This is a genomic window from Streptomyces sp. NPDC006476, assembly GCF_040612015.1.
GTDB lineage: Bacteria > Actinomycetota > Actinomycetes > Streptomycetales > Streptomycetaceae > Streptomyces > Streptomyces griseorubiginosus_B.
This window is the reverse complement of the sequence record NZ_JBEXPK010000011.1, coordinates 209,234-222,448: the sequence shown is the minus strand read 5'-3', so window position 1 is coordinate 222,448 and position 13,215 is coordinate 209,234. Positions and strand designations below refer to the sequence as shown.

Here is a 13,215-nt window from a genome sequence, read left to right as displayed (position 1 = left end):
CGGGCCCCCGCCCTGCCCGGACACCGAAAACACCCGCACAACAAAACCGAAGAGGGGCCGTCAGTAAGCTGACGGCCCCTCACGAAAGATCGAGGTTAGAAGGGCCGCCCGGTGAGGCCTCGGACCTCACGTGTCGGCGTCAGCTGACGAACTCCCCCACGGCCGCCTTCAGTTCGGCCAGTCCCTTCTTCGCGTCGGTGAAGAACATGCCGGTCTTGGGGTCGGTGTAGAGCTCGTTGTCGATGCCCGCGTAGCCGCGGCCCATGGAGCGCTTGATGACGACCACGCTCTTGGCCTTGTCGACGTCGAGGATCGGCATGCCCGAGATCGCGTTGCCGGGGCGGCGGGCGATCGGGTTGGTGACGTCGTTGGCGCCGATCACGAGGGCGACGTCGGCCTGCGGAAACTCGGGGTTGACGTCGTCCATCTCCTTCAGCTGGGTGTAAGGCACGTTCGCCTCGGCCAGCAGCACGTTCATGTGCCCGGGCATGCGGCCCGCGACCGGGTGGACGGCGTAGCTGACGTCGATACCGTGGTCGGCCAGCAGCTTGGCCAGGTCGCCGAGTTCGTGCTGGGCCTGGGCGGCGGCGAGGCCGTAGCCCGGGACGAAGATGACCTTGCCGGCGTAGGCCAGCTGGATCGCCACGTCGTCCGCGGAGACGGGCCGCACCTGGGCCGCCCCGCCCGCCGTCACCGCCGGGACGCCGTCGCCGGTGCCGAAGCCGCCTACGACGATGTTGGCGATGGAGCGGTTCATGGCGTCGGCCATCAGCTTGGTCAGGATGCCGCCCGAGGAGCTGACGAGCATGCCCGCGATGATCAGCGCGGTCTCGTTGAGGACGAAGCCGGCCATCGCGACCGCGGATCCGGTGAAGGCGTTCAGCAGGGCGATGACGACCGGCATGTCGGCTCCGCCGATGGGCAGCACCATGGTCACGCCGAACAGCAGCGCCACGGCCACCAGCCCGTACAGCGCGGTGCGGGAGTCCGGTGACAGCACCAGCCAGACCGTGCCGGCCACGAAGGAGGCCGGCAGCAGCACGTTCAGCAGCCGGGCCCCGGGGAAGACGACCGGCGCCCCGGAGACGACGCCTTGCAGCTTGCCGGCCGCGATCAGCGAGCCGGAGAAGGTGACGGCGCCGATGACGATGTCCAGGGCGCCCGGGAGGGAGACGCGTGCGCCGAGCCCGGCCGGGTGGTCGGCCTGGAGCAGGTCGTTTACGGCGATGAGCGCGGCTGCCCCGCCGCCGACGGCGTTGAAGAGGCTGACCAGTTGGGGCATGGCGGTCATCTTGACCTCGCGGGCCGCGTACAGCCCCAGGGCCGCGCCGACCAGACCGCCGGAGACCAGGACCAGCCAGCCGGTGGTGGTGATGGTGCTCTGGTGGATCACCAGCCACACGGTGGCGGCTATCGCGACCGACATCGCGCTCGCGGAGATGGTGTTGCCCCGGCGCGCGGTGCGCGGGTGGTTCATCAGGTGCAGGCCGAGCACGAAGCACACGGCCGTGGCCAGGAAGATGTAGTGGACGGCGTTGGAGACGGTGTCCATGACGGTCACACCTCCGCCTTCTCGTTACCGGCCGCCTTCTCGGCGGCCGGCCTGGCCTTGAACATCTCCAGCATCCGGTCGGTGACGACGTAGCCGCCGACGACGTTCATCGCTCCGAACACCATCGCCACGAAGGCCAGGACGTAGCCGAGCCAGGTGTGCGACTCGGCGGCGATCAGCATGGCGCCGATGACGACGATGCCGTGCACCGCGTTGGAGCCGGACATCAGCGGGGTGTGCAGGGTCGCGGGCACCTTGCTGATGACCTCGACGCCGACGAGGACGCTGAGCACGAACACGGTGATCGCGGTGAGCAGATCGAGGTCGTTCATGACTGGCCGCCTCCCATCAGGGCGCCTGTGATCTCGTCCGCCGGGTCGAGGACGAGTTCGCCGTCCCGCACCAGGTGGCGCAGGAGGGCGACGAGGTTGCGGGCGTATGCGGTGGACGCGGCGGTGGCCATCGCGGACGGCAGCCGTCCGGCGCCGATGACGGTGACACCGTTGTCCAGGACCTGCGTCTTGTCGGGCTCGGAGCCCTCGACGTTGCCGCCGAGGTCGCTCGCTCCGAGGTCGACCATGACCGCGCCGGACTGCATCCGTTCCAGGACGGCCGCGCTCACCAGCAGCGGCGGTCGGCGGCCAGGTACCTGGGCGGTGGTGATGACGACGTCGGAGCGGGCGATGTGCGCGTCCAGCGCCGCACGCTGAGCCTCCTGCTCCTCCGGCGTCAACTCCCTTGCGTAGCCACCCTGCCCGGCGTCTCCCTGCGGACTCTGGACGTCGAGGAAGCGGGCGCCCAACGACTCCACCTCCCCTCGCGACTCGGGGCGTACGTCGTACGCCGAGACGACGGCGCCGAGGCGGCGGGCCGTGGCGATGGCCTGCAGTCCGGCCACTCCGGCGCCGAGGACGAGGACCTGCGCCGGGCGCATGGTGCCCGCGGCGGTGGTCAGCATCGGGAAGAAGCGGTCGTAGGAGTCGGCGGCGAGCAGGGCCGCCTTGTAGCCGGCGACGTTCGCCTGGGAGGTCAGCGCGTCCATGGACTGGGCGCGGCTGAGGGTACGCGGCAGCAGGTCGAGGCTGACCGTGTGCACCCCGCGCCGGTACAGGTCCTGCACCAGGGCGGGCTGCCGGAGCGGCTCCAGCAGGCCGATCAGGGTCTGTCCGGCACGCAGGGCGCGGGCGGTCTCCTGGTCGGGCGGCCCGACGCACAGCACGACGTCCGCGCGCAGGTACAGCTCGTCCGACGGTACGACGGTCGCGCCGACGTCGGTGTAGTCGGCGTCGGCGAACCAGGCACCGGAACCGGCGCCGGCCTCGACCAGGACGTCGATCCCGGCGCGGTGCAGAAGGGTGACGGCCTCGGGGACGAGGGCCACCCGGCGTTCGCCGGGTGCCCGCTCCCGTATGGCAGCTACGGTGACGTTTGCCATGATCTGCTGCCTCTCTACCGGGTCCGGGGGTTGCCCGGGCCTCAGAACTCGAAGACGAGACGCGCCTCGGCTCGTCCGCCGAGTACCTCGTCGAAGGAGTCGTTCACCTGGTCGAGGCGCCGTGGCTCGGCGATGACCTGGGTGCGCCCCGCGGCGTGCAGCGCGAACACCTCGGCCAGGTCCTGCCGCGTGCCGACGATCGAGCCGATGACGGAGATCCCGCCGAGGACGGTCTCGAAGATCGGGACGTTGATGGCAGCATTGTCCGCGGGCAGCGCGACCATGACCAGCCGTCCGCCGCGGTTGAGCGAGCGGAAGGCCTGCTCGAACGCCTTGGGCGCGGCGGCCAGCACGACGGCCACGTCCGCGCCGCCGGCCTTCTTGATCTCCTCGACCGGGTCGTGGGTGCGCGCGTTGACCAGCTGGTCGGCGCCCAGGCGATGGGCCAGGCCCAGCTTGTCGGGTCCGAGGTCGACCGTCCCGCGTTCGCCGCGGCGTACTGGGCGTAGCAACCGTCCGCGGAGCAGCCGGAGTTGGCCTGGGACTCGCACAGGGTCTCCCAGCCGGAGACGCAATAGCGGCAGGTGCCGCAGGACGAACCGAGCCAGGGGACGGCTCCGGCTGTGAAGGAGAAGCCGCCCGGATGGACGGTTCGAGGTCCGGTACGAAGAAGGGGCGACCCAGCGCCTCGTACTGCTCGGCGTCCATGTGGAACGTGCAGCCGTCCACCACACCGAGGAGCATGTCGCCCTCCCTCAGAGGCCGAAGGACCCGGGCGGCGAGGCCGGTCGCCCGGCAGGCGGTCCTGCATCCAGGGTCGTCGGGGAGGCAGGACGGGGGATGGGCCGCCCGGTCACAACGGACGGCCACTGGGCCCGGCCCACGGCGGACCGGACACGGGGAGTCAGGCTCGCAGCGGAACCCGCCACACCAGTTCGGCGCCGCCGCCCTCGGGACGGTTGAGCTCCAGACGTCCGCCGAACTGCTCGGCGCGCTCGGCCATGTTCTTCAGCCCGCTGCGACGGCCCTCGTCCGGAATGCCCACGCCGTTGTCCGACACGGTGAGCCGCACCTCGCGCCCGTCGGTCTGCAGGACGACGTCGGCGTGGTCGGCGCCGGAGTGCCGCGCGGTGTTGGTCAGTGCCTCGGAGAGGACGGCGACCAGATGATCGGCGATCTCCCGCGGCACGTCGGTGTCGACCAGGCCCTCCATCCGGACGCTGGGGGCGAACCCCAGCACGGGCGCGGCCTCGCCGACCACCCGGACGGTGCGGGCGCGCAGCCCGGCACCGGCGCCGCCCTCACGGGCCCGCAGGCCGAAGATCGTCGACCTGATGATCTTGATGGTCTCGTCCAGGTCGTCCACGGCGCGCACGACGCGTTCCGCTGCCTCCGGGTGCTCGATGAAGCGGCCGGCGCTCTGCAGGGTCATGCCCGTGGCGAACAGCCGCTGGATCGCCAGGTCGTGCAGGTCGCGGGCGATGCGGTCGCGGTCCTGGAGCACCGCGATCTGCTCGGCGTCGCGGCGGTGTTCGGCCAGCTCCATCGCGATGGCGGCCTGGGCGGCGAAGGCGCGCAGGGGCTCGATCTCCGTCTCGGAGAACACCGGCTGGCCGATCTGACGGGCCAGCAGGAGCACACCCCGTGGGCCCTCGGCGCCGGTTCCGATGGGTACGGCCACGGCGGGGCCCAGCCCCTTGAAGCGGGGAGGTTCCAGGGAGATCCGCTCGTCCTGTGACGCGTCCTCGCTGGTCACCGGGGCGGCGCCGGAGAAGGCCAGGCCCATCAGGCTCCGGTCCATGGGCAGCACGAGACCCCGGTGGGCGTCGGCCTCCAGACCGACGGCGATCTCCACGGTGAGGGAGTCGATGCCCTCCATGGGCAGACCGACCGCCGCCAGGGCCGACCCGGTGATCTCACCGGCCCGCTCGGCGATCAGGCCGAGGACCTCCGGGCCCTCACCGTCCGACATCAGACTGTGGGTGATCTCCGCGTTGGCCCGCAGCCAGCGCTCGCGCAGCCGGGTCTCCTCGTACAGGCGGGCGTTGTCGATGGCGACACCGGCGGCGACGGCGAGGGTGGACAGGACCGACTCGTCCTCCTCGTCGAACTGCCCCCCGCCCCGCTTCTCCGTGAGGTACAGATTGCCGAAGACCTGGTCGCGCACCCGGATCGGGACGCCGACGAAGGTGTTCATGGGCGGGTGGTGCGGCGGGAAGCCGTACGAGGCCGGATGCTGGGAGATCTTCGACAGGCGCAGGGGCTCCGGGTGCTTGATGAGTTCGCCGAGGATGCCGTGGCCCTCGGGGTAGGGACCGATCTGGGTGATCTGCTCGGTGGTGACGCCGACCGTGTGGAAGGCCGACAGCCGCCTGCCATCGGGGCCGATGACGCCGAGGGCCGCGTATTCGGCGTCCACCAGCGCGGCCGCGGCCTCCACGATGCTGTGCAGCGCCTGCTCCAGGTCCAGTTCCCGGCCGACCGAGAGCACCGCCTCCAGCAGGCTGTGAACACGGTCGCGGGTGCCGCGGGCCGTGTCGAGGCGTGCCTGCAGCTCCTCCAGCAGCTCGTCGAGCCTTAGTTGCGGCAGCCGCACACGGGCTTCCCCGGTGTGTTCCGAGCCTGCCACCCGTGGTCCTCCACATTCCCTCGACCGGTCGGCCACATGCCGTCATGTGCCACGGTAACGGTCCAGTACGAGGCGGGGTACGGGATCAGGGCAGGCTGCCCCTTTCACGGCGTCCGTCGGCCATGACTCAGGCGCGCGGCAACCGGGCGGCCAGGGGGTGCCTGCGGCGCTCTCCGCGCGTTCCCCCCACGCGCACGCTCATGCCCGTCGCCCTCCCACGTCGATGTCCTCGCTGTGTCTCGCTGTCAGCCTCCCGTCCGCGGGGGCGGCGCGGCTTGGGCCGGGCGGGGGCGAGCCGGGGGACGACCGGCCCAACCGGGCTGGGAACAATCCCGGTTCGGCGGACGCTGACGTGTATACCCCGCCGGGTATGGGTGCTTCAGCCGCCGAGGAAGGGCGTGAGACCGATGACGACGACAGGACGAGACCCTTCGCGCACAGCGGGGGACCCGCCTCTCGTGACCGCGTGCGGCCGCCGGATTGCGGTGCGCCGCCTGACGCTCGCCCCGGCGGACCGGCCCATCACCCGGGTCGCCCTGGACGTCGGCACGGTCAGCGGTGGCGAACCGGGCACCTGGGCGGCGCTGACCGCCGGGGAGGCCCGTCGCCTGGCCCGCCTGCTGCTGGCCCAGGCCGATCTCGCCGACCGGGACGGCACCGGGGCGAGCCGGACCCACCTGTAATTACGCCGAAGGGTCCGCGACGCGTACCGGTCAGTGCTCCTGCTGCCTGATCCGGTCCTGGGCCTGGGTGGCGATCACCGCGGCCTGGATGCGACGCTCCACGCCGAGTTTGGCCAGCAGCCGGGAGATGTGGTTCTTCACCGTCTTCTCCGCGAGGAACACACGCTGGCCGATCTGACGGTTGGTCAGGCCTTCGCCGATGAGGGCGAGGATCTCCCGTTCCCGGTCGGTCAGACCGGGCAGCGCCTCCGGTTCTTCTTCCTCCGGCTGCCGGCCCTGGCGCAGCCGGGCCATGAGGCGCGTCGTGGCACTGGCGTCCAGCAGCGACTGGCCGGAGGCCACGGTGCGCACCGCCGACACCAGGTCCGAGCCCTGGATCTGCTTGAGCACATAGCCGGCCGCACCGGCCATGATCGAGTCCAGCAGCGCCTCCTCGTCGTCGAACGAGGTCAGCATCAGACAGGCCAGCTCCGGCATCCGCGAGCGCAGCTCCCGGCACACGCTCACCCCGTCGCCGTCCGGCAGACGTACGTCGAGGACGGCGACCTGGGGACGCAGGGCGGGGACGCGCACCAGGGCCAACTCGGCGGTGGCCGCCTCGCCAACGACGCGGATGTCCGGCTCGTCGTTCAGCAGGTCGTGCACTCCACGCCGTACCACCTCGTGGTCGTCCAGCAGGAAGACCCGGATCGGTCCTTCGGGGCCGGGCCGCTGGCTGTCCGCCATCAGACGCTCCTCGTCGTGTGTCCCGCGTCGGGGAAGGGTTCCTGTCCGTGATCCAACGCCCCTCCGGGCCCAAGGGCCAGGGCCGGTCGGCCCTGATTGGCCCGTTCCCCGGGTCGGCGGCCCGATGCCGACGCGTCGCGCACCGGACCGGAGAGGGACCCCCGGGCCGCGTCGGGGGCCGGGCGGCCCCTGGGACGGGTTCGGCACCGGCGGCAGGCTGGAAGCGTCGACAAGGATCAAAGGAGTGGAGCACATGACTCCCAGGAACACCGGGGCCGACAACGCCGTCCCTTCGTTGCGGGTGCGCGCCGAGGGCGAAGTGGACGAGGAGGCCCTCGCCTACGTCCGGGCCAAGGTGCGCGCCGCCCTCGAACGGCCGGGGCTGCCGGCCGTCGACGGCGAGGTGCGGATCTCCCGGGCCGGCGCACACCACGACGAACGGCCGTGGTCCGCGGGCGGGGAGATCCGGGTGGGAAGCGATGTGGTGGTCGTGCACGCTCGCGAGGCGAGCGCGCACGAACTCGCCGACCGGATCCAGGGCCGGCTGCGCACCCAGGTGGAGCGCCTCACACACCGCGGGAACGCGGCGCGCAGGACGGCCGCACCGCCCCCGTGGCGCGGCGGCCCCATCGAGGGCCGGCAGGACCGGCGGCAGGACTAGGACGACCAGGGCCCCTCGCCGCTCGGCGAGGGGCCCTCCCCACGGGGGCGAGGAGGTGGGTGCCGTGGGACCACGCACCATCGGTGAGGTGATGACCAGTGAGGTCGTCCACGCCCGACGGGCGACACCGTTCAAGGAACTGATCAGGCTGTTGGACCGGCACCGCATCAGCGGGCTGCCGGTCGTCGACCACGATGACAAGGTGGTCGGCGTGGTCTCCGGCACCGACCTCGTGCGCGCGCGGACCACGGTACGGGCCGGCACAGCCGGAGAACTGATGTCGAGCCCGGCGATCACCGCACACCCCGAACAGCCCGTGCCGGACGCCGCCCGGGTGATGGAGCGGCACGGCGTCGACCGGCTGCCCGTGGTGGACGAGGAGGACCGGCTGATCGGCATCGCCACCCGTCGTGACCTGCTGCGGATCTTCCTGCGTCCGGACGACACGATCCGCCGTGAGGTGATCGAGGAGGTCGTCGTCGGCATGCTCGGTCTGCCGCCGGGAGCGGTCGGAGTACTCGTCCGGGACGGCATGGTCACCCTCGCGGGACGGGTGGCCGACGGCGCCGACATCGGGTCCGCGGTGTGGGCGACCTGGCAGGTGGACGGAGTCGTCGGTGTCGTCAACGCTCTCCGTGTCGACGACGGCATCGGCGCCGTCACCGGCCTCGGCGCCATCGCGGCGAAGGGTCCGGCGGGCACCGTGTGAGGGCCGACCGGCCCTAGCGGCCCGGCCCGGACTCGGTTCGAATGATCCGATCGCACCCATAGCCCACCAGGCCCACCAGGACGTACGGAAACCCGCCATGACCCTTGACCACGCCGAGGCGGCCCCGGCCGGCCCCCGTCAGAGCGTCGAGCTCGACAGCGCCGAAGCCATGCGCCTGCTGGGCGGCGTCTCCTTCGGGAGGATCGTCTTCACCCAGCACGCGCTGCCCACGATCCGGCCCGTCAACCACATCCTGGTGGACGGCGACATCGTCATCCGCACGCATGAGGGAGCCGCCCTGACCCGGCAAACCCGGCACGCCGGGGACCCGGGAGTCGTCGTCGCCTACGAGGCGGACGTCATCGACCCTGCCACGCATCTGGGCTGGAGCGTGGTGGTCACCGGCTATGCCCATCTGGTCACGGACCCCGACGAGCTGGCCCGCTACCAGTCCCTGCTGCGCCCGTGGGTGAAGCAGACCATGGACTACGCGGTCCGCATCCGCCCCGACCTTGTCACCGGCATCCGCCTGACGGCCGCCGACGCGCTCTGAGGACGTACTAGACGACTGGTCTACTCAGGTGTTACGGTTCACCACATGCCGGTCACCACGCGTACCAAAGACACCCGTCGGGTCATCCTCGACACCGCCCAACGGATCATGGCCCACAAGGGCTATTCGGCCGTCGGCATCAATGAGGTGCTCGCGGAGGCCGGCGTACCGAAGGGCTCCTTCTATCACTACTTCGCCTCGAAGGACGCCTTCGGCGAAGCGATCCTGAAGAGCTATTTCGCGGACTACCTCACGGACATGGACCGTGTCCTCGCCCGCTCCGGCCAGTCGGCGGCCGAACGGCTGATGGCCTACTGGCAGCAGTGGCGGGAGACGCAGAGCCTCGACGAGTGCCAGGGCAAGTGCCTGGCAGTGAAACTCGGCGCCGAGGTGGCGGACCTGTCCGAGGCGATGCGCCTGGCCCTGAAGGAAGGAACGAGCGCCGTCGTCGACCGCATCGAGCGGACCATCACCGAAGGCCTGGCGGACGGCTCCCTCTCGGTCGACGGCGAGGCCCGCGAGGTCGCACAGGCCCTGTACGACATGTGGCTCGGCGCCAGCGTCATGGCCAAGATCCACCGCAGCCTGGCCCCGCTCGACACCGTCACGGCGGTGACTCGCGGGCTTCTGCACCTGTAGAAGCCCGCACTTCCATGACCGGTCCGGTCATGGGTCCCCTCTCGAACCTAAATAGTAGACTAGTCTACTCACCCAAGGAGTATGTCATGAAGGTTCTGATCGTTCTCACCTCGCACGACGAGCTGGGGAACACCGGCGTCAAGACCGGGTTCTGGCTGGAGGAGCTGGCGGCGCCCTACTACCGCTTCAAGGAGGCCGGCTGGGACATCACCCTTGCCTCGCCGAAGGGCGGACAGCCGCCGCTGGACCCCAAGAGCAACGAGCCCGGCTTCCAGACCGACGACACCCGGCGCTTCGAGGCCGATGCGGAGGCGACCGCGGCACTGGCGCACACCGTGCGCCTCGACTCCGTCTCGGCGGGCGACTTCGACACCGTCTTCTACCCCGGCGGGCACGGACCGCTGTGGGACCTGGCCGAGGACACCGTCTCCGCCCGTCTGATCGAGACCACCCTCCGCTCCGGCAAGCCCGTGGGACTGGTGTGCCACGCGCCCGGCGTGCTGCGGCACACCGTCAACGAGGACGGCACCCCGCTGGTGGCGGGCAAGAAGGTCACCGGATTCACCAACTCCGAGGAGGAGGCCGTCCAGCTCACCGACGTCGTCCCCTTCCTGGTCGAGGACGAACTCACCAAGCTCGGCGGCCTGTACTCCAAGACCGACGACTGGCAGCCCTATGTCCTGACGGACGGTCTGCTGATCACCGGACAGAACCCGGCCTCCTCGGCCCCCGCGGCCGACGCCGTGATCGAACTGGTCACCAAGGCCGGCTGATGAGCGCCTACGTCGTCATGCTGCGCGAACGCGTGACGGACCGACCGAGCTTGCTCTCCACGCCGGCTCGGCCCGGGCGGCCGGGCCGGTCACGAGGCGACACCGGTCGTCGGGTACGGGGTGATCGAAACGCTGGAGGGTACGGCGTTCGACGGTGTGCCCATCCACCGCTTCCCGACCGCCGAGGACGCACGGGCCTGGTACGACAGCCCGGCCTACCAGGCGGCGCTGCCCCACCGTCAGGCCGGTGCGGACTACCACGTGCTCACGCTACCCATGCTTGCGGCCCCATAGAGGTGAACTCACCTCCGACATAGCCAAGTTGAGCCAGGTGCGCCTCCCCCGCCGGGCGGGGCACCTGGCTCGCGTCGTTCCGGCTCAGCCGTCCCAGGCCCAGTCCGCGACCTCCGGCAGGTCGGTGCCGTGGGCGCGGATCCAGTCATGGTGGCGCAGCCGGGCGTCCTCCATGCGCTGCCGTACCGTCGCGGCGCGCACCGCCAGGCCGGGCACGCGGTCGATGACGTCCATGACCAGGCGGTAGCGGTCGAGGTCGTTGCGGACCACCATGTCGAACGGGGTGGTCGTGGTGCCGATCTCCTTGTAGCCGCGCACATGCAGATTGCGGTGCCCGGTGCGGCGGTAGGCGAGCCGGTGGATCAGCCAGGGGTAGCCGTGGTAGGCGAAGATGACGGGCTTGTCGGCGGTGAACAGGCCGTCGTACTCGAAGTCGCTCATCCCGTGGGGGTGTTCCTCGGTGGGCAGCAGTCGCGCGATGTCGACGACGTTGACCACGCGCACCGCCAGCTCCGGCAGATGCCGGCGCAGCAACTGGGCGGCGGCCAGCACCTCCTGGGTCGGTACGTCACCGGCGCAGGCGAGCACCACGTCCGGCTCCCGGGTGCCGTTCTCGGTGCCGGCCCAGTCCCAGATCCCTGCGCCGCGCGCGCAGTGGGCGCGGGCCTGCTCCATGCTCAGCCAGTCGAAGCAGGGCTGCTTGCCGGCCACGATCACGTTGACGTAGTCCTTGCTGCGCAGCGCGTGATCCGCCACGGAGAGCAGGGTGTTGGCGTCCGGCGGCAGGTAGACCCGGACGACCTCGGGGCTCTTGTTGAGGATGTGGTCGACGAAGCCGGGGTCCTGATGGGAGAAGCCGTTGTGGTCCTGGCGCCACACGTGCGAGGTCAGCAGGTAGTTGAGGGAGGCGATGGGGGCGCGCCAGGGCAGCCGGCGGGTGGTGCGCAGCCACTTGATGTGCTGGTTGACCATGGAGTCGACGATGTGCACGAACGCCTCGTAGCAGGAGAACAGCCCGTGCCGGCCGGTCAGCAGATAGCCCTCCAGCCAGCCCTGGCAGGTGTGTTCGGAGAGGATCTCCATCACCCGGCCGTGCCGGTCGAGGTGTTCGTCCACCGGGAGGGTCCCGGCCTGCCAGGCCTTGCCGCTGGCCTCGTAGACGGCCTGGAGCCGGTTGGAGGCGGTCTCGTCCGGGCCGACGAGACGGAAGTCCCGGCGTTCGGCGGTGGATCGCATCACGTCTTCGAGCAACTCGCCCAGCACCCGGGTGGGTTCGTGCATGCTCGCGCCCGGCTTGTCGACGGATACGGCGTACTTCTCCAGCTCGGGCAGCGGGAGTTCACGCAAGAGCAGTCCGCCGTTGGCGTGCGGGGTGGCCCCCAGGCGGCGGGTGCCGTCGGGGACGCAGGCCAGGACGTCCGGGCGGGGCGCGCCGTGCTCGTCGAAGAGTTCCTCCGGTCGGTAGGAGCGCAGCCACTCCTCCAACTGCCGCAGGTGGTCCGGGTTGTCGCGTACGGCGGCCATCGGGACCTGGTGGGCACGCCAGGTGCCCTCCACGGGCAGCCCGTCGACCTCGGCCGGGCCGGTCCAGCCCTTCGGGGTGCGCAGGACGATCATCGGCCAGCGGGGGCGCTCGGTCGCGCCGTCCTCGCGGGCGGCGCGCCGGAAGGCGGCGATGCGGTCCAGCGCGGTGTCCATGGCCTCGGCCATCGCCCGGTGCACGGCGGCCGGCTCGTCGCCGGTGACGTGGATCGGGTCGTGGCCGTAGCCGCGCAGCAGTTCGTCGAGTTCCGCCTCGGGGATGCGGGCCAGCACCGCCGGGTTGGCGATCTTGTAGCCGTTGAGGTGCAGGATCGGCAGGACGGCCCCGTCGTGGACCGGGTCGAGGAACTTGTCGGAGTGCCAGGAGGCGGCCAGCGGACCGGTCTCCGCCTCACCGTCGCCGATGACGCAGGCGACGACCAGGTCTGGGTTGTCGAGCGCGGCGCCGTAGGCGTGGGACAGCGAGTAGCCGAGCTCGCCGCCCTCGTGGATGGAGCCGGGCGTCTCGGGTGCGACATGGCTGGGCACCCCGCCCGGGAACGAGAACTGCTTGAACAGCCGCCCCATGCCCTGGGCGTCCCGGGAGACGTCCGGATAGGTCTCGGAGTACGAGCCCTCCAGCCAGGCGTTGGCCAGTACGGCGGGTCCGCCGTGGCCGGGGCCCCAGATGCACAGGGCGTTCAGGTCACGGGCCTTGATGACGCGGTTGAGGTGCGTATGCACCAGGTTCAGGCCCGGGGAGGTGCCCCAGTGGCCCAGCAGCCGCGGCTTGACGTGCTCGGGGCGCAGCGGCTCGGTCAGCAGCGGATTGGCCATCAGATAGATCTGGCCGACGGACAGGTAGTTCGCGGCGCGCCAGTGGGCGTCCAGCGTCCTCAGCTCGTCGTCGGTGAGCCGAGCGGACGCCTGCTGCGTGTCGACGGACATCAGGGGGTTCCCTTCCGGATCGGATTCGGATCGGAGGTGCATGCCGGTCCGCACCTCCTCACCCTCTCCCGCCCGACAGGTACCCGACAGGG

Annotated in this window: 12 protein-coding genes and 2 pseudogenes; 7 read left to right on the top strand and 7 right to left on the bottom strand. The window is 71.0% G+C overall.

The window, feature by feature from the left end:
* Window positions 1-139 precede the first annotated feature (139 nt).
* The 5 genes and pseudogenes from ABZZ74_RS15290 to ABZZ74_RS15270 all read right to left on the bottom strand — a co-directional run bounded on the left by ABZZ74_RS15290 (window position 140) and on the right by ABZZ74_RS15270 (window position 5,616).
* Window positions 140-1,552, bottom strand: a complete 1,413-nt coding sequence (locus ABZZ74_RS15290) for an NAD(P)(+) transhydrogenase (Re/Si-specific) subunit beta (RefSeq protein WP_356764902.1) — start codon at window positions 1,550-1,552, stop codon at window positions 140-142.
* Between the two features lie 5 nt (window positions 1,553-1,557).
* Entirely contained in the window at window positions 1,558-1,884 is a 327-nt protein-coding gene (locus tag ABZZ74_RS15285; protein ID WP_356764900.1) for an NAD(P) transhydrogenase subunit alpha, read from the bottom strand.
* On the bottom strand, window positions 1,881-2,987 hold the full coding sequence (locus ABZZ74_RS15280) for an NAD(P) transhydrogenase subunit alpha (RefSeq protein ID WP_356764898.1): 1,107 nt from the start codon (window positions 2,985-2,987) through the stop codon (window positions 1,881-1,883). The genes ABZZ74_RS15285 and ABZZ74_RS15280 overlap by 4 nt, the downstream gene beginning before the upstream one ends.
* Before the next feature lie 41 nt (window positions 2,988-3,028).
* Window positions 3,029-3,603, bottom strand: a pseudogene (locus ABZZ74_RS15275) (zinc-binding dehydrogenase); the annotation flags it as partial.
* Window positions 3,604-3,891: 288 nt separating this feature from the next.
* Window positions 3,892-5,616 carry a GAF domain-containing protein gene (locus tag ABZZ74_RS15270; protein WP_356764896.1) on the bottom strand — a complete coding sequence of 575 codons (1,725 nt, stop codon included), beginning with the start codon at window positions 5,614-5,616 and terminating at the stop codon, window positions 3,892-3,894.
* A 458-nt stretch (window positions 5,617-6,074) separates the two neighbouring features.
* On the opposite strand from ABZZ74_RS15270, the gene ABZZ74_RS15265 reads away from it, so the two are divergent.
* Window positions 6,075-6,299 carry a hypothetical protein gene (locus ABZZ74_RS15265; RefSeq protein WP_356764894.1) on the top strand — a complete coding sequence of 75 codons (225 nt, stop codon included), beginning with the start codon at window positions 6,075-6,077 and terminating at the stop codon, window positions 6,297-6,299.
* Window positions 6,300-6,329: 30 nt separating this feature from the next.
* Here ABZZ74_RS15265 and ABZZ74_RS15260 read toward each other — a convergent pair whose 3' ends face one another.
* Window positions 6,330-7,025: a response regulator transcription factor gene (locus ABZZ74_RS15260; protein ID WP_356764892.1), complete on the bottom strand. Its 696-nt coding sequence runs from the start codon at window positions 7,023-7,025 to the stop codon at window positions 6,330-6,332.
* 253 nt (window positions 7,026-7,278) lie between these two features.
* On the opposite strand from ABZZ74_RS15260, the gene ABZZ74_RS15255 reads away from it, so the two are divergent.
* From ABZZ74_RS15255 to ABZZ74_RS15230, 6 genes and pseudogenes are all read left to right on the top strand, one after another.
* Window positions 7,279-7,686 carry a hypothetical protein gene (locus ABZZ74_RS15255; protein WP_356764890.1) on the top strand — a complete coding sequence of 136 codons (408 nt, stop codon included), beginning with the start codon at window positions 7,279-7,281 and terminating at the stop codon, window positions 7,684-7,686.
* 64 nt (window positions 7,687-7,750) lie between these two features.
* The gene (locus ABZZ74_RS15250; protein WP_356764888.1) at window positions 7,751-8,395 is read left to right on the top strand and encodes a CBS domain-containing protein; all 645 of its coding nucleotides are present in this window, start codon (window positions 7,751-7,753) and stop codon (window positions 8,393-8,395) included.
* A 97-nt stretch (window positions 8,396-8,492) separates the two neighbouring features.
* Window positions 8,493-8,948 (top strand): pyridoxamine 5'-phosphate oxidase family protein, encoded by a 456-nt coding sequence (locus ABZZ74_RS15245; protein ID WP_356764886.1) that lies wholly within the window; start codon window positions 8,493-8,495, stop codon window positions 8,946-8,948.
* Window positions 8,949-8,993: 45 nt separating this feature from the next.
* Window positions 8,994-9,587, top strand: coding sequence for a TetR/AcrR family transcriptional regulator (locus ABZZ74_RS15240; protein WP_356764884.1), 594 nt, complete (start codon window positions 8,994-8,996; stop codon window positions 9,585-9,587).
* 86 nt (window positions 9,588-9,673) lie between these two features.
* Window positions 9,674-10,360, top strand: coding sequence for a type 1 glutamine amidotransferase domain-containing protein (locus ABZZ74_RS15235; protein WP_356764882.1), 687 nt, complete (start codon window positions 9,674-9,676; stop codon window positions 10,358-10,360).
* Between the two features lie 99 nt (window positions 10,361-10,459).
* Window positions 10,460-10,654, top strand: a pseudogene (locus ABZZ74_RS15230) (DUF1330 domain-containing protein); the annotation flags it as partial.
* Window positions 10,655-10,738: 84 nt separating this feature from the next.
* Here ABZZ74_RS15230 and ABZZ74_RS15225 read toward each other — a convergent pair.
* Window positions 10,739-13,123: a phosphoketolase family protein gene (locus ABZZ74_RS15225; RefSeq protein ID WP_356764880.1), complete on the bottom strand. Its 2,385-nt coding sequence runs from the start codon at window positions 13,121-13,123 to the stop codon at window positions 10,739-10,741.
* Window positions 13,124-13,215: the final 92 nt, after the last annotated feature.